We start from the raw sequence: 15,258 nt of genomic DNA on the forward strand, positions 1-15,258 counted from the left end.
GCGCCCACAGCGGGGGCCGGCGTCGGGGTAACGGCCGACGCCGACGCGAGGCGCGCGACGCAAGCGGGGGCCATGACGGAAGCCGGACACGTACCCGAGACCGGCGGCGTGGCCGAAGCCGGACGCGGCGGTGGGCCCGGGGCCGGGGGCGCGGCGGGAGTGGGAGGGGCGTCCAAGGTCGGGAGCGTGGCGGAGACGGGAGGGGGTGGGTGGCGGCGGCTGGCGGGGCGGAGTCCGTGGGCGTCGGGGGTGAAGTCGCTGGCCGTCGTGGTGGGGGCGGTGGCCGGGGTCGTGCGGTTTCTGGCGGGCAGGGACTGGCCGTTCTGGGGGGTGGTCGGGGTCTGCGCGGGCGTCGCGGTGCTGATCGTCGCCGGTGCGGCCGCGTACGACGTGCTCCGGCTGCGCGCCGCCCGCTGGCGGCTCACCCCCGAGCGCCTGGAACTGCGCTCAGGCGTCACCACCCGGCGGCACCGCTCGGTCCCGCGCGACCGGGTGCGCAGCGTGGACCTGCGCGCCGACCCCGTACGCCGGATGTTCGGCCTGACCGTGGTCAAGGTCGGCACGGGAGAGCAGGCGGGCGACGACACCGAACTCGTCCTCGACTCCCTCGGCAGGCGCGAGGCCGAGTCCCTGCGCCGCGTCCTGCTGCACCAGAGCGAGCCGACCGAGCGAGCGGACAAGACGTCGGTGGACAAGACGTCGGTGGACAAGACGTCGGTGGACAAGACGCGGGCGGATGGACTGCTGGCGGACGGGACGCGGGCGGATGGACTGCTGGCGGACGGGACGCGGGCGGATGGGCTGGTGGCGGAGCTGCGCTGGTCGTGGCTCAGGTACGCGCCGCTGTCGGTGTGGACCTTCACCGGCGCGGCGGTGGTGCTCGGCGCGTTGTACAAGGCGCTCGACGCGTTCGGGCTGAAGAAGGTCACCGGCCGGCTGGCGGCCGGGGTGTGGGACTGGGTGGTGACGCTGCCGCTGCTCGCGGTGCCCGTGCTGCTGGCGGCCAACCTGCTGGTCGGAGTGCTGGGCGCGGGGCTGCTGTTCGCCGAGTCGTGGGGCGGTTACCGCCTCGAACGCGAGCCGGGCCGGCTCCGGGTCCGGCGCGGCCTGCTGACCAGCCGTTCCCTCACCCTGGAGGAACGCAGGCTGCGCGGGGTGGAGATCAGCGAGCCGCTGCTGCTGCGGCTGGGCGGCGGGGCGAGGGTGAGGACCGTCGCCACCGGGCTGAGCACGTCGGGGGGCGACGAGAGCGAGGACGCCTCCACGCTCACCCCGCCGCTCCCCCGCGCCCTGGCCATGCGGATCGCCGCCCTGGTCGCCGGCGCCGGGCTGCCCGCCCTGACACCGCACCCGCCGGCCGCGCGGCGCAGGCGGATCGTCCGGGCGGTGGTGACGGCCCTGGTGACGGCGCTGGTGACGGCGCTGGTCACCGCCCTGGCAGCGGTCCTGACAAGGGCCCTGGTGACGCCTCCGCTGCCGGGCCCGGCGACGGGCGTGGCGGGGGGAGCGGCGCCGGTGGACGGCCGGATGAACGGTCAGGTGGCCGGCTGGCTGAACGGTCGGGGGGACGGTCAGGTGATCGGCTGGCTGGACGGTGGGGTGGGCGACTTGGTGTGGAGCTGGGTTTGGGTGCTGCCCGTGATGGTGCTGGCATTCGGGCTGTGGCTGGCCGTGGCGGGTGCCGCGAGCCTGGGGCACGCGCTGAGCTCCCGGCATCTGGTCATCAGGAGAGGCGCCGTGGCCAGGCGGACGGTCGCGCTGGAGCGCAGGGGCATCGCCGGCTGGACGATCACCGAGTCGTACTTCCAGCGCCGGGCCGGGCTCCTGACCGTGCGCGCCACGACGGCGGCGGGGAAGGGGCACTACGAGGTGGTGGACGTGGGCCACGGCGACGGGCTCGACCTGGCTGATCGGGCGGTGCCGGGGTTGCTCGCCCCCTTCCTGAGCCGGCGAACCGCCGGCCGGAGGCGATGAAGGACCGGGAAGGACCCGGGCGATGACCAGCGAGGACTCGGGCCAAGGCCGGCGAGGACCGGCGCGAGGCCGGGAGATGAAAGGAGCCGCGCGATCCCCCATGGTTTGCCCATGCCCCTGTACTGGACAAACGTGATCGCGCGGCTCAAGTGCTTGCAGATATAACGTTATTTGTCCCACTTGCAACCGGGTTGCAGCCTCATTGACCGTTGACGCGCCTCTCCAGTCAGGGAGATGATCCAGCCCGTGTCGACCGGATCGGCGCTCGCCTGTCGCGCCCTCACCTGCCGCGCCGGGGGCCGTACGATCATCGACGGCCTGACCCTCGAATTCGCCCCCGGCGAGCGGGTCGCGCTCATGGGCCCGTCGGGCTCGGGCAAGACGACGTTGCTGACCACGCTGGCCGGGCTGCTCCCGCCGGCCGGCGGCCGGGTCCTGGTGCGGGGCGTGCCGCTGGACGAGCGGCCCGAGCTGCGGGCCGGGCTGGCGCTGGTCTTCCAGTCGTACGGGCTGCTGACCCTGCTCACGGCGGCCGAGAACGTCGAGGTCGCGCTCCGCGCGGGCGGGTGCGCGCCGCGCGAGGCGATGCGGCTGGCCGCGGACGCGCTGGAGCGGCTGCGGGTGGCCAGGTTCGCCGATCACCTGGTCGAGGAGCTGTCGGGCGGGCAGCAGCAGCGGGTCGCGGTGGCCAGGGCGCTGGCGCTGCGGCCCCGGGTGCTGCTGGCCGACGAGCCGACGGCCGAGCAGGACGCCGTCCACCGCGCCGTCGTCCTGGACGAGCTGCTCGCCGTCGCCGGCGGCGGCACCACGCTGGTCGTCGCCACCCACGACCCCGAGGTGGCCGAGCGCTGCGACCGGGTGATCGAGGTACGCGACGTGGCCAGGCAACGTTCGAGGAGCGGCCCATGAGCCGCCCTGTGTGCGCGGGGCCGCCCGCGAGATAGGAGTGGGTGGTGCGGTGAGCCTGGTCAGGTGTGACGGGATCGTGCAGATCTACAAGGCGCGTGACGTCGAGCTGGTCGCGCTGCGTGACGTCGACCCTACGATCGAGGCGGGCGAGGCCGGGACGGTGGGCGACCTGGTCAGGGCGCGCAGCGCGGAGATCGCGCTGGCCCGGCTGCGCGGGCACCGGCGGGCGCGGGTGTGGCGCTTCGCGCTGACCGAGCCGCTGCTCGTGCTGACCGCCTCGGTCCCGTGTGACGTCCCCGTGTGACGTCCCCGCATGATCGGCCCGCCCGAGAGACTGGCCGAGGGACCGCGCGAGAGGCCGGCGAGGGGCTGCGCGAAGGGGCTGCCGGGCGATCTGCGGCGGCTCGGTCAGTCGCCGGCGGGATGGGCGGCCAGGGCCTGGAGGTAGGCCTTGGCCAGGCCGAGCGCGCCCGGCATCGCCTCCTTCTCCGGCATGAGCTCGACCTTGGGCGAGTCGGTCTCCTCGCCCTCGGGCCGCTGATGACCGGAGAAGTCGACTCTGACCACCACCGCGCCCTCGCGGATGACGACCGACCCGCTGGCCGCGGCGACGTCGCCGCTCCTGGTCTGCACGTACTGCTGGTACGCCTGGTCGCCCATCCCCTCGACCTCGTCCAGCGGGCCCCACTTGATGTTGCCCAGGGCGGAGCCGGCGGTGGTCTTGGCGCGGCCGTACCCGCTGGCGTAGTAGGACCTGGCCGCGGTCTCGTCCACCGCGCCCGCCCGGTTCGTGAACCGGTGGACGGTGATCAGCGCGCTGCGGATCCTCTTCTCGCCCTCGCCGCCGGGAACGTCGAGGTTGAGCCAGCGGCACTCGGTCTGGCTGTCGGCGCCGGCCTGGGTGCCGCGCGCCCTGGTGGTCGGCTCGGGCACGAGCCGCGTGGCCGTCTCCGTCACGGCGCCGCAGTCGGCGGGGAAGGCGGCCAGCACGCTCGGCGAGGGGGTCGGCGCGGCGCTCGGCGAGACCGTGGCCTCGGCCGACTTCTCCGCCTGGGCCAGCACGCCGGGGTTGCGGTTCTGCCAGGCGGCCACGCCCTTGGCGAAGTGCCCGGCCAGGCCGCTCACCTCGCGGACGGCGTTCTCCTCCGTGACTGCCTGGGTGCTCTCGTTGGACAACACCTGGGAGTCCTTGCGCTGCTGACCGGCCTGGAACTTGACCTCGATCGTCATGTCGCCGACGCGGGCGTGGGCGGTGCCGAAGGCGTACCAGAGCAGTTTGCCGTCGCGGCGCCAGGTGTACTGGGCGAAGGCGTCGTCGCCGACGCCGGGGACGTCCTTGACCGGGGAGATGTACTGCTTCTCGTCGGGGTCGAGGGACGGGGTGGCGGTGGCGCCGTACTTGCCGCCGCGGTATTCGATCTCGTAGGAGTTCTGGGCCATCGCCCGGCCGGTCTTGGCGCCCTCGCCCTTGTGCTGCTCGATCCTGACGTCGATCTCCCTGCTGCGCCAGAACTCGCCGTACGAGATGCGCTGGTTGACCCAGTTGCAGGTGAAGTCGACGGTGTAGTCGCCCTCTCTGGAACGCTTGGCCACGGTCGCGCCGGGCACCAGCCGGTCGGCCTCGTCCGCGGGCAGCATGGCGCACACGTCGGGGGCCGCTGCGGCGGAAGCCGTCGCGGCGGGTGAGGACGGGGCTGCGGTCGGGGGCGCGCTCGCGCCCGTGACCTTGCCGTAGAGGAAGTAGGCCCCCACGCCTCCCGCGGCGACCAGCACGACGAGGGCGGCGGCGAGCGTGGGCATGATCCAGGCGGGCCTGGGCCGCCGCGGCGGCCCCGGCGTCGGAGGCATGGTCGGGGGGAGGGTCGGAGCCATGCCGGGGGCGTCGTACGGCCGGCCGGGCGGCGGATACGGCGGGTACTGCCCTCCGGGAGGCGGGTACTGCCCTCCGGGAGGCGGGTACGACCCTCCGGACGGCGGGTACGGCCCGCCGGGCGTCTGCTGGGCCGCGTCCGGCGACTGTCCCCCTGGCGCCCCGTACGGCGAGTGCGGCGGCTGCCCTCCTGAGTGCGGCCGTCCCCCGGGATACGGCGAGTGCGGCGGCTGCCCGCCGGGCGTCTGGTAGGGCGTGTTCGGTGGCTCGGACGGCCCGCCGGGCGCCTGGTAGGGGGTGGTCGGCGGCTCGTACTCGCTACCGGGATTCACGGGGACTCCTGGGGTTGCCCTGACTTGCGGGGAAACATGCTAGTCATGCCCCTTGCCAGGTTCTTGCAGCATCGGGGCTCACTTCGGCAGCGCCGCGAAGACGAGGCGGGCGGCGGCGATCGCGGTGTCCTGGTCCGCCGGGGCCTTCCGCGTCGCTTCCTCACGGTGCCAGACCACTTCGCCCAGCAGGTTACTCGTTCGGAAAAGCAGCACGCTGTCCGATTTACCGCTTTCGGTGGAGTTGAGGTAGAACTCGAAGGCGTTCTGGATGATGGCCGCCTCCCCCAGGCCCGCGACGTCCCTGACCTTGCCGTGGGAGGCCCGCAGGGACGTGCCCTCCGCCGCCGCCCTGGTGCTCCGCTCGCTGGTGAAGCGGCGCTGCGCCACCTCGGGCCCGCCGAGGTCCCGGGTGGGCCGCTCGGCCCAGGCGCGCACGATGAGGCGGTTGCCCCTGCCGGAGCCGGAGCTCAGCTGCCACTGGCACTCGCCCGGCCTGGTGGGATCGCGTTCGACGGCCCCCTTCATGAGCCGGGCTGCCTCGTCGTCGCCGAGCAGGGCGCACGGGTCGGGCGCCGCGGCGTACCGGCCGGTGTCCTGGGCGGGATCGCCGAGCGCCGAGGCCGCGTACCAGCCGCCCGCGCCCAGCACGACCACGGCGGCGGCGATCGCGGCGGCCCACGCCGCGCGTCGGCGCGGACGTCCGCCGCCGGTGGCGCCGGCCAGCCTGGTCAGCTCCGCGCGGACCCGGGCGGCGTCGGGACGGGCCGCCGGGTCCTTGGCCAGCATGGCCATCAGCAGCCCGCCCAGGTCGCGGCCCGCCCTGGCGGGGAAGGGCGGCTGGTGCAGCAGCACCGCCGCCGCGATCGCGGCGGGCAGCTCCCGCTCGAACGGCGCGCGTCCCTCCACCGCCGTGTACAGGCTGGCGCCCAGCGACCACAGGTCGGACGAGGGGCCCGAGGGCTGCTCGTTGAGCCGTTCCGGGGCCATGTAGCCGGGCGAGCCCGCGCTGCCGAACCGGTCGCCCCGCCCGCCCATCGGCGTGGCGATGCCGAAGTCGGTGAGCATGGCGGAGCCGTCGGCGTCGAGCAGGATGTTGGCCGGCTTGACGTCCTGGTGCAGCATGCCGTGGGCGTGCGCGACCTCCAGCGCCGACAGCACCCGCAGCCCGACCTGGGCGGCGAACTGGGGCGGCAGCGGCCCGCGCTCCTTGATCACCTTGTCGAGCGAGCGGCCGGTGACCAGGTCCATGATGATCCACGGCTGGTCGCCGTCGAGGACGACGTCGTGCACGAGCACGATGGCCGGGTCGCGCAGCCGCCCGGCGGACCTGGCCTCGTGGATGGCCAGGTCGGCGAACGCGGCCCGCTCGCGCGGCCCCATGCCCTGCGGCACGCGTACCTGCTTGACGGCGACCTGCCGGTCGAGCGTCTCGTCGATGGCGCGCCACACCGTGCCCGCCCCGCCCTGCCCGAGCCGCTCGATCAGCCGGTAGCGGCCTGCCAGCAGGTAGAGGTCACCCGGCATCGCGCAACGTCCGCTCGCTCGCCTGCGCGGCTCTCAGGGCCGAGCGCTTGACGTCCTCGTCGGTCGGCCGGTCGGCCAGCGTGGTGTATTCGACGCTCACCACGAGGTTGGCCAGCCGGTAGTAGACGTGGGCGGAGTGCACGCGGCCGGTGGGGCCCTTCAGCTCGAAGCCGAACGCCTCCTCCCCCAGCCCGGCGATGTCGTGCAGCGGGGTGCGCTTCGCGCGCTCCTGGTTCTTCACCCCGATCTCGGGCCAGGTCCAGTCGATGTCGTCGTACTTGGCCCAGTAGCGCTTCTGGTTGCGGAAGAGCGCGCGGGCCGAGTCGTCGGTCATCGACCAGGGGTCGACGGTGTCGGAGTCCTTCTGCACCTGTACGCCCACGCCGGTGCCCTGGGCGGGCCAGCCGCACTTGGGGCCCACCGCGTCGGAGCCCGGCTGGGCCTTGGGCGGGCTCTGGGTGCGCAGCAGGCCGCCCACGTCCGCCGCGGCGAGCAGCGTGCACACGTCCATCGGCACGTCGAACGCCGCGGGCGGCGTGCTCTCCTGCTCTCTCAGCAGGAAGAACGCGCCCGTGGCCGCCGCGAGGAGCACCACCACGGCGGCGGCCCCCCACAGCGCGAGCCCGCCGCGCCCGCGCACCTTGGTGGGCGCGGTCGTGTCGCCGCCGGCGGGCACCTGCGGCGCGGGACCGCCGGCGGCGACCTGCCTGAGCGCCTGGACGGCCGCCCGCGCGTCGGGACGGGCTCCAGGCTGGGTCGCCATCATCGCGGCCACCAGGGGGCCGAGCGGCCCCGGCACGACGGGCACGGGTCGCGTGAGCGTGTCGCGCACGCGCTGGGCCACCGACCCCTCGAAGGCGGGCGCGCCGGTCAGCGCGACGTAGAGGGTGGCGCCGAGCGACCACAGGTCGCTGGCGGGGCCGCCGGGATGACCCTCCAGCCGCTCGGGCGCGATGAAGCCGGGCGAGCCGATCATCAGGCCCTGCTCGGTCAGCGTGGCCTGGCCCTCCTGCCTGGCGATGCCGAAGTCGGTGAGCACCACCCGGCCGCTCCCGGTCAGGAAGACGTTGCCCGGCTTGACGTCGCGGTGCTGCAGCCCCTGGGCGTGGGCCACGCTCAGGGCCTCCAGCACGTCGGCGCCGATCCTGGCGGCGTGGGCGGCCGGCATGGGGCCGAACTCGCGTACGGTCTCGGCCAGCGTGCGGCCCCGCAGCAGCTCCATGACCAGCCACGGCCGGTCCTGCTCGACCACGACGTCGTGCAGCGCCACGATGCCGGGATGGCGCAGCCGCGCGGTGGCCTGCGCCTCGCGCACCGCTCTGGTCACCGAGTGTGACCGATCCTTGGGCGCCATGCCCTCGGGCAGGGTGAGCTCCTTGACCGCGACCTCGCGGTCGAGCATCTCGTCCCTGGCCAGCCACACCTTCCCCATGCCGCCCGCGCCGAGCGGGCGTTGCAGGGTGTAGCGGCCGGCGAGTCTTCCCGAGGACATAAAGGGAAGGGTAACTAATCGCCAAGAGGGGTGGTGACTCGTTCCTGTCGGTCGACCTCTCTATGGTCTTGGTTCGTGGATCCGGTTCAAGGCACTCTCGACGAGCTCGGCACTCCGCTGAGCGACGTCACGTTCGTCGTGTTCGACCTCGAGACGACCGGCGGCTCGCCCGCCGAAGACGCGATCACCGAGATCGGCGCGGTGAAGGTGCGGGCCGGCGAGGTGCTCGGGGAGTTCTCCACGCTGGTCGATCCGGGAGGGCCGATACCGCCGTTCATCTCGGTGCTGACCGGCATCACCGACAGCATGGTCATGGCCGCGCCCAAGATCGAGACGGTGCTGCCGAGCTTCCTCGAGTTCATCCGCGGCGCCACGCTGGTGGCCCACAACGCCGGGTTCGACACCCGTTTCGTCAAGGCCGCCTGCGCCGCGCTCGGCTATCCGCCGCCGGCCAACCCGGTGGTCGACACCGTCGACCTGGCCAGGCGCGTGCTGACCCGCGACGAGACGCCCAACGCCAAGCTGGCCACGCTGGCCCGGTTCTTCCGCAGCCCGGTCGAGCCGTGCCACCGCGCCCTGGAGGACGCCAGGGCCACCGTCGACGTGCTCCACGGGCTGATCGAGCGGGCCGGCTCCTTCCAGGTGCACACGCTGGAGGAGCTGAAGTCGTTCGTCCGCGCGCCGACGCCCGAGCAGCAGCGCAAGCGCCACCTGGCCGAGTCGGTGCCGCACGCGCCCGGCGTCTACCTGTTCGAGGACGAGCGCGGCGAGGTCCTCTACATCGGCAAGAGCACCAACCTGCGCAACCGGGTGCGCTCCTACTTCACCGCCGCCGAGACCCGGCCGCGCATCCGCGAGATGATCGGCATCGCCGAGCGGGTGCGCCACATCGTCTGCGCCACCGGGCTGGAGGCCGAGGTCAGGGAGCTGCGGCTGATCGGCGGCGCCAAGCCGCGCTACAACCGCCGTTCCCGCTTTCCCGAGAAGGTCCTGTGGCTCAAGCTGACGGCGGAGGTGTTCCCGCGCCTGTCGATCGTGCGCGAGCTGAAGGACGACGGCGCCACCTACCTCGGCCCCTTCACCAGCGCCCGGCTGGCCGACGACGCCCGCATCGCGCTGCACGAGGCGGTCCCGCTGCGCCAGTGCACCCAGCCGGTCACGCTGCGCACCCGCAGGGCGGCCTGCGCGCTGCACGAGATGGGCCGCTGCGGAGCGCCGTGCGAGGGCAGGGAGAGCCCGCGGGAATACGCGGTCCACGTCGAGAGCGCCCGGCGGGCCATGACGCTCGACGCCTCCCCCGTCTTCACCGCCGTGGCGGCCCGGATGGAGCGCCTGTCGGTCGAGCAGCGTTACGAGGAGGCCTCGGTCGACCGCGACCGGCTGGCCGCGTTCGTCCGCACGGCGGCCCGCATGCAGCGGCTGAGCGCCATCACGCGCATCCCGCAGCTCGTCGCGGCCAGCCCCGCGTTCGGCGGCGGCTGGGACATCCACGTGGTCCGCTACGGGCGGCTGGCGGCGGCCGGGGTGATGCAGAAGGGCGCCCACCCGACCCCTTTCGTCGCCTCGCTGACGGCCGCCGCGGAGGTCGTGCTGCCGGGTCCTGGTCCTGTCCACGCCGCCAGCGCCGAGGAGACCGAGTGCATCCTGCGCTGGCTGGAGTCGCCGGGGGTGCGCCTGGTGGAGGTCGACGGCGAGTGGAGCCTGCCCGCGCGGGGCGCGGCCCGGCACAAGGCCCGCATCGACCTCGCCTATCGGCATCTCGATCAGCGGCGCGAACGGGAGGGGCGACCTTTGAGGTGAAACGATAGAGTTGATGCATGGTCACGGCTATCGTCCACATCAATGCAGAGGTAGACCGGATCCCGGAGGTCGCCGAGACGATCGCCGAGATCCAGGGCGTCAGCGAGGTCTACTCCATCACCGGCGAATACGACCTGCTGGCCATGGTCAGGGTCGCCGCCTACGAGGAGATCGCCGAGGTGGTGCCGGGGCGGATCAACAAGGTGGCCGGGGTGCTCCACACCGAGACCCACATCGCCTTCCGCGCCTACTCCAAGCACGACCTCGACGCGGCCTTCTCCATCGGCTTCCCCGAGGCCGACTGACCCCTCCCGGTGCCGCGGTCTGGCTCCGCCGCACCCTGAGAGCAGCCACCTTGTGCGCCTGCTTCGGCCGCTCGAAGCAGGCGCCCCGCGAACGCCGGACGGGCCCGGACGAGAGAACTCGTCCGGGCCCGTCCGGTGTGTGGCGTCAGGTGTCAGTGAGTGATGCTGCGGTCGTCGCCGGCGGAGCCGTTGCCGGAACCGATCGCGGCGTGCTCGTCCTCGTCGTGCCCGTGCCCGTCGCCATGCCCGTCGCCATGCCCGTCGCCGTGCCCGTGCCCGTCGTCCAGCGGGATCTTCTCCCCGCCGTACGCCTTCGACATGAGCGCGCGCAGCTTGCCGAGCGGCCCGCGCATGCCCTTGGGCGGGATGCCCGCGGGATCCTCGGCCACCGGCAGCATCAGCACCGGCGTCTTGCCGCGCATGTGGGCCTCGATGTCCTCCGCCGGCGGCGTGTGGACCTCGATGAACTCACCGTGCGGCAGCCGCTTGATCACGCCGGACTCCACACCGTGCGAGATGATCGCCTGGTCGGAGCGCTGCAGGCCGAGGCACATGCGGTAGGTGATCATGTAGGCCAGCGCCGGCGCGACGAAGATCAGCACCCGGCCGGCGTACGTCGTCCAGTTGAGGCTGATGTGGAAGTTCGCCGCGATCTCGTCGTTGGCGCCCAGCAGCCACAGCACACCGTAGAACGTGATCGCCGACATGCCGATCGAGGTGCGGTGCGGGTTGTTGCGGGGGCGGTCCGCGACGTGGTGCTCGCGGTGGTCGCCGGTCACCCAGCGTTCGAGGAACGGGTAGAGCGCCAGGCCCGTCATGATGATGCCCATCGGCACCAGCGCCGGGATGATGACGCTCAGCGGCAGCGTGCCCGCGTGGGAGGTGCCGAAGAGGTTGATCTCCCACGGCGGCATGATGCGCAGCGCGCCTTCGAGGAAGCCCATGTAGAAGTCGGGCTGCGAGCCGGCCGACACGTCGGCGGGCGTGTAGGGGCCGAACAGCCAGATCGGGTTGATCTGGGTGAAGGTCGCCAGCCCGGCCACCACCGCCAGCGTGAACAGGAAGTACGCGCCCGCCTTGGCCATGAAGGCCGGGTAGAACGGCGCGCCCACCACGTTCGCGTTGTCACGGCCCTTGCCCGGCATCTGCGTGTGCTTCTGCACCCACATGAGCACCATGTGGGCCGTGACCAGCGCCAGGATGATGCCGGGGATGAGCAGGATGTGCAGCGAGTAGAACCGGGAGACGACATCCTCACCCGGATATTCGCCGCCGAACAGGAAGAACGTGATGTACGTGCCGACCAGCGGCAGCGAGATCGCCACGCCCTCGGTGATCCGCAGACCCGCACCGGAGAGCAGGTCGTCAGGAAGGGAGTAGCCGGTCAGGCCCTCGGCCAGCGCCAGCGTCAGCAGCAGCACGCCGATGATCCAGTTGATCTCGCGCGGCTTGCGGTAGGCGCCGGTGAAGAACACGCGCAGCGCGTGCACCATCATGCCGGCCACGAAGAGCAGGGCCGCCCAGTGGTGCATCTGCCGCATGAGCAGACCACCCCGGACGTCGAAGCTGATCTCCAGCGACGACGCGTAGGCCTCGGACATCATGACGCCCTTGAGCGGCGCGTACGAGCCGTCGTAGGGCACCTCACCCATGCTGGGCTTGAACCAGAGCGTCAGGAACGTGCCGGTCAGCAGCAGGATGATGAAGGAGTAGAGGGCGATCTCACCGAGCAGGAACGACCAGTGGTCGGGGAAGATCTTGCGCATGTTGCGCTTGAGGAAGCTCGCCCCGCCGAGACGCTCGTCGAGGAAGTTCGACGGCCCGGCGATGGCCTTCGGCGTTGCCTTCAGCTCGTCGCTCATGCCTGGCCTCCCTTCTCCCTGACCTCGGCCTCGGCGTCACCGCGTTCCCAGTAGCTGGGACCCACCGGCACCTCGAAGTCGCCCTGGGCGATGAGGTAGCCCTCGGCGTCGACGGTGATCGGCAGCTGCGGCAGCGGCCGGGCGGCCGGGCCGAAGATGACCTTGGCGCCGTCGGCGGCGTCGAACGTCGACTGGTGGCAGGGGCACAGGATGTGGTGGGTGTTCTGCTCGTACAGGGCCGCGGGGCAGCCCACGTGGGTGCAGATCTTCGAGTACGCCACGATGCCGTCGTGCGTCCAGTTCTGCCGCACGCCGCTCTTGATCTCCTCCGGGCGGAACTTGATCAGGATCAGCGTGGCCTTGGCCAGGGCGTTGAGGTCGTGCTGGTAGCCCTCGGGGACGACCGACAGGATGCCGCCGGGCGAGTTGAAGTCGGCGGCCCTGATGGGCTGGCCGGTGCCCTCGACGACGAGCCTGAGCGGCTTGCCCTCCTTGGTCTTCTCACCCCAGACCGTGTGGCGCAGCATCGAGTTGAACTTCGCGCCCGGCATCTTGCTGTTGTCCAGGTCGCGCAGGAGCACCAGCGGGACCAGGCCGAGCGGCGCGGCGGCCAGCAGCAGTGTGCGGCGCAGCAGCTTGCGCTTGACGAAGCCGCTCTCGTTGGCTCCGCGCAGGAACGTCTCGCCGACGACCTCGCGGTCCTCCTCGGCGGAGGCCATCGGGTGGCGCTCCTGGACCAGCGAGTACTTCGGCATGATCTGGCGGACCCAGATCACGATGCCGACCGCCAGGCCCAGGATCGCGATGGTGAGCGAGCTGCCCAGGGCGAGGTTGGAGGTGCCGGTCGCCTCGGGGCTGCCCACCTGGAAGTAGACGTAGGAGACGATGAACGCGATGGAGGCCAGGAACGTGATCGTGAAGCAGAGCGCCACGATCCTCTCGGCCTTGCGCGCCTTGGCCTCGTCCTGCAGCGTGACGCCGGGGACGTCCTCCTCGACGGCCTCGGGCGCCTCCGCGGCGCCGAGCATCGAGGTGCCCGGCGCGGGGGTGCCGATGACGCGCTTGGGTACGCGCTCGTCGGCCTGCTCGATCTCGTGCTCGTTGTCTGTCATGACTTCTGTCGCTTCTTCGCGGTGATCCAGATGGCGGCAAGTACGAGGGCGGCGATGCCCACTACGAACGCTACGAGACCTTCGGTGACCGGGCCAATACGCCCGAGGCCGAAACCTCCGGGGTCCCGCTGCTCGCGAACCTGGGTGATGTACGCGATCATGCTGCGCTTCTCTTCCGGCGTGATCGTCGTGTCGTTGAAGACCGGCATGGCCTGCGGGCCGGTGATCATCGCCTCGTAGATCTGCGTCGGGGTCGACGAGTTGAGGTTGGGGGCGTACTTGCCCTGCGTCAGGGCGCCACCCGCGCCGGCCCAGTTGTGACACTGGATGCAGTTGGCGCGGAACAGCTCGCCGCCCTTGCCGGCGTCGCCCATGGCCGGGTCGACCTGCTCGTGGCCGGGCACCTGCGGGCCGCCGCCGAGCGACTGCACGTACGCCGCGATCTGGCGGGTCGTCGTCTCGTTGACCCAGCTCGCCGGGGGCTTGCGCGGCGCCTGCGGCCCTGGGGCGCCGGCCGGCATGCGCCCGGTGCTCATCTGGAAGTCGACCGCGGCGGCGCCGACGCCGATGAGCGTGGGCGCCGTGGTGGTGCCCTGCGCGCTCATGCCGTGGCAGCTGCCACAGTGCTGGATGAACAGGCTCTTGCCCTCGGCCACGTCATCGACCTTGCCTGCCGCCAGTGCCGCGTCGGCAGGCTTACCCACCTGGACAAAGGCGGCGTATACCATCCCGACCAGCGCCAACGCCAAAATCAGGACGGCGTATCTCGCGAGGGGATGCCGCCGCCAAGCGGTGATCCTAGTCACAGAGATCCCGTTCCTTAACGAATGATGTAAATGGTCGCGAAAAGACCGATCCAGACGACGTCGACGAAGTGCCAGTAGTAGGACACGACGATCGCGCTGGTGGCCTGCTCATGCGTGAAGCGCTTCGCGGCGTACGTGCGTCCCAGCATGAACAGGAACGCGATCAGGCCACCGGTCACGTGCAGGCCGTGGAAGCCCGTCGTCAGGTAGAACACCGAGGTGTAAGCGTTAGCGGACAGGGTCGCGCCCTCTGACGCCAGCTCCATGTACTCGTACAGCTGCCCAGCGACGAAGACGGCGCCCATGAGGAAGCTGATGACGTACCAGAAGCGGAGCTTGCCGACCTGCCCCTTCTCTGCGGCCCACACGCCGAGCTGGCACGTCACACTCGACAGAACCAGGATGATCGTGTTGACCGTCGCGAACGGGATGTTCAGGTGAGCTGCCTCAGAGGCGTCGGCGCCGGCCTGCAGGAACGCTGGTCCCCACTCGATGCCTTTGCCCTCGCTCACCGACCGGATGGTGAAGTACATCGCGAACAGCGCCGCGAAGAACATGAGCTCAGAGGACAGCCAGACGATCGTACCGACGCTGACCAGGTTCGGTCTGCGGTACGACTGTGCTGTCGTCGTCGAAGTTATTGCGGATGCTGTCGCCACGGGCAGCATTATTGCGGCTCCGGTGGTCGGTCGGTCGCACGACCCCCCGTTAGCAGGTACAAACCGCCTGCCAACCTGGGATAATTGGAACAAAACGCCCAGCAGGCATGGTGGCCTGGGTCCGCACCCCGTCGCACCGGTACGATCCAGGTGACCCTACCTCTTCGACTGATAGTGAGCGCGACCGATGTCCACAGGGAGCACCGACGAGAAGATGAAGGTTCTCGTCTACAGCGACGACGCCGCCACCCGGGCCGAGGTGAGCCAGGCCATCGGCAGGCGTCCCGCGGCCGACGTACCGCTCGTGGAGATCGTGGAGTGCGCCACCGAGCCCAAGGTGCACCAGTGGCTGGCCTCCGGTGAGATCGACGTGGCGATCCTCGACGGCGAGACGCAGCCGGCCGGCGGCATGGGCGTCGCCCGCCAGGCCAAGGACGAGGTCTACGACTGCCCGCCCATCTGCCTGATCATCGCCAGGCGCGACGACCGCTGGCTCGCCGAGTGGTCCAAGGCCGACGCCGTCGTGCCGCAGCCGCTGGAGCCGATGGTCCTGGCCGACACCGTGGCCGACCTCATGCGCCGTCGTTCCGCCACCCGACTCAACGCTAAGTAG

Annotated in this window: 13 protein-coding genes; 6 read left to right on the forward strand and 7 right to left on the reverse strand. The window is 71.7% G+C overall.

Annotation, left to right across the window (positions count from 1 at the left end):
- Positions 1–72 precede the first annotated feature (72 nt).
- The 3 genes from OIE67_RS28935 (at position 73) to OIE67_RS28945 (ending at position 3,187) form a co-directional block, all read left to right on the forward strand.
- The gene (locus OIE67_RS28935; protein WP_326626318.1) at positions 73–1,974 is read left to right on the forward strand and encodes a PH domain-containing protein; all 1,902 of its coding nucleotides are present in this window, start codon (positions 73–75) and stop codon (positions 1,972–1,974) included.
- A gap of 234 nt (positions 1,975–2,208) precedes the next feature.
- Positions 2,209–2,883 (forward strand): ABC transporter ATP-binding protein, encoded by a 675-nt coding sequence (locus OIE67_RS28940; protein WP_326626319.1) that lies wholly within the window; start codon positions 2,209–2,211, stop codon positions 2,881–2,883.
- A 49-nt stretch (positions 2,884–2,932) separates the two neighbouring features.
- Positions 2,933–3,187, forward strand: a complete 255-nt coding sequence (locus tag OIE67_RS28945; RefSeq protein ID WP_326626321.1) for a hypothetical protein — start codon at positions 2,933–2,935, stop codon at positions 3,185–3,187.
- A gap of 104 nt (positions 3,188–3,291) precedes the next feature.
- Here OIE67_RS28945 and OIE67_RS28950 read toward each other — a convergent pair whose 3' ends face one another.
- The 3 genes from OIE67_RS28950 to OIE67_RS28960 form a co-directional block, all read right to left on the reverse strand.
- Entirely contained in the window at positions 3,292–5,085 is a 1,794-nt protein-coding gene (locus OIE67_RS28950; protein ID WP_326626323.1) for a hypothetical protein, read from the reverse strand.
- A gap of 78 nt (positions 5,086–5,163) precedes the next feature.
- Positions 5,164–6,609, reverse strand: a complete 1,446-nt coding sequence (locus OIE67_RS28955) for a serine/threonine-protein kinase (RefSeq protein WP_326626324.1) — start codon at positions 6,607–6,609, stop codon at positions 5,164–5,166.
- Complete coding sequence (locus tag OIE67_RS28960) at positions 6,599–8,101, reverse strand: serine/threonine-protein kinase (protein ID WP_326626326.1); 1,503 nt, start codon at positions 8,099–8,101, stop codon at positions 6,599–6,601. Before OIE67_RS28960 ends, OIE67_RS28955 begins: the two co-directional genes overlap by 11 nt.
- Positions 8,102–8,176: 75 nt before the next feature.
- Here OIE67_RS28960 and OIE67_RS28965 point away from each other — a divergent pair, with 75 nt between their 5' ends.
- Positions 8,177–9,901, forward strand: a complete 1,725-nt coding sequence (locus OIE67_RS28965; protein ID WP_326626328.1) for a DEDD exonuclease domain-containing protein — start codon at positions 8,177–8,179, stop codon at positions 9,899–9,901.
- Between the two features lie 17 nt (positions 9,902–9,918).
- The gene (locus OIE67_RS28970) at positions 9,919–10,206 is read left to right on the forward strand and encodes an Lrp/AsnC family transcriptional regulator (RefSeq protein ID WP_106242714.1); all 288 of its coding nucleotides are present in this window, start codon (positions 9,919–9,921) and stop codon (positions 10,204–10,206) included.
- Positions 10,207–10,358: 152 nt separating this feature from the next.
- Here the strand turns inward: OIE67_RS28970 and qcrB are convergent, their stop codons facing one another.
- The 4 genes from qcrB to ctaE are packed head-to-tail and all read right to left on the reverse strand — an operon-like array spanning position 10,359 to position 14,654.
- Positions 10,359–12,068, reverse strand: a complete 1,710-nt coding sequence (qcrB, locus tag OIE67_RS28975) for a cytochrome bc1 complex cytochrome b subunit (RefSeq protein WP_326626333.1) — start codon at positions 12,066–12,068, stop codon at positions 10,359–10,361.
- The gene (gene qcrA, locus OIE67_RS28980; protein ID WP_326626335.1) at positions 12,065–13,180 is read right to left on the reverse strand and encodes a cytochrome bc1 complex Rieske iron-sulfur subunit; all 1,116 of its coding nucleotides are present in this window, start codon (positions 13,178–13,180) and stop codon (positions 12,065–12,067) included. Before qcrA ends, qcrB begins: the two co-directional genes overlap by 4 nt.
- Positions 13,177–13,986 (reverse strand): cytochrome bc1 complex diheme cytochrome c subunit, encoded by an 810-nt coding sequence (qcrC, locus tag OIE67_RS28985; protein ID WP_326626338.1) that lies wholly within the window; start codon positions 13,984–13,986, stop codon positions 13,177–13,179. Before qcrC ends, qcrA begins: the two co-directional genes overlap by 4 nt.
- A 14-nt stretch (positions 13,987–14,000) precedes the next feature.
- Complete coding sequence (gene ctaE, locus OIE67_RS28990; protein ID WP_326626339.1) at positions 14,001–14,654, reverse strand: aa3-type cytochrome oxidase subunit III; 654 nt, start codon at positions 14,652–14,654, stop codon at positions 14,001–14,003.
- Positions 14,655–14,832: 178 nt separating this feature from the next.
- On the opposite strand from ctaE, the gene OIE67_RS28995 reads away from it, so the two are divergent.
- Positions 14,833–15,258 carry a response regulator gene (locus OIE67_RS28995; RefSeq protein WP_326626341.1) on the forward strand — a complete coding sequence of 142 codons (426 nt, stop codon included), beginning with the start codon at positions 14,833–14,835 and terminating at the stop codon, positions 15,256–15,258.

Origin of the sequence: Nonomuraea fuscirosea (assembly GCF_035917475.1) — a bacterium.
Lineage (GTDB): Bacteria > Actinomycetota > Actinomycetes > Streptosporangiales > Streptosporangiaceae > Nonomuraea > Nonomuraea fuscirosea.

What these genes read in the sequence shown, in the direction of transcription:
- OIE67_RS28935 (WP_326626318.1), top strand. Translation starts at nt 73, where the DNA reads ATGACGGAAGCCGGACACGTACCCGAGACCGGCGGCGTGGCCGAAGCC.
- OIE67_RS28940 (WP_326626319.1), top strand. Translation starts at nt 2,209, where the DNA reads ATGATCCAGCCCGTGTCGACCGGATCGGCGCTCGCCTGTCGCGCCCTC.
- OIE67_RS28955 (WP_326626324.1), bottom strand. Translation starts at nt 6,609, where the DNA reads ATGCCGGGTGACCTCTACCTGCTGGCAGGCCGCTACCGGCTGATCGAG.
- OIE67_RS28960 (WP_326626326.1), bottom strand. Translation starts at nt 8,101, where the DNA reads ATGTCCTCGGGAAGACTCGCCGGCCGCTACACCCTGCAACGCCCGCTC.
- OIE67_RS28970 (WP_106242714.1), top strand. Translation starts at nt 9,919, where the DNA reads ATGGTCACGGCTATCGTCCACATCAATGCAGAGGTAGACCGGATCCCG.
- qcrB (WP_326626333.1), bottom strand. Translation starts at nt 12,068, where the DNA reads ATGAGCGACGAGCTGAAGGCAACGCCGAAGGCCATCGCCGGGCCGTCG.
- qcrA (WP_326626335.1), bottom strand. Translation starts at nt 13,180, where the DNA reads ATGACAGACAACGAGCACGAGATCGAGCAGGCCGACGAGCGCGTACCC.
- ctaE (WP_326626339.1), bottom strand. Translation starts at nt 14,654, where the DNA reads ATGCTGCCCGTGGCGACAGCATCCGCAATAACTTCGACGACGACAGCA.
- OIE67_RS28995 (WP_326626341.1), top strand. Translation starts at nt 14,833, where the DNA reads ATGTCCACAGGGAGCACCGACGAGAAGATGAAGGTTCTCGTCTACAGC.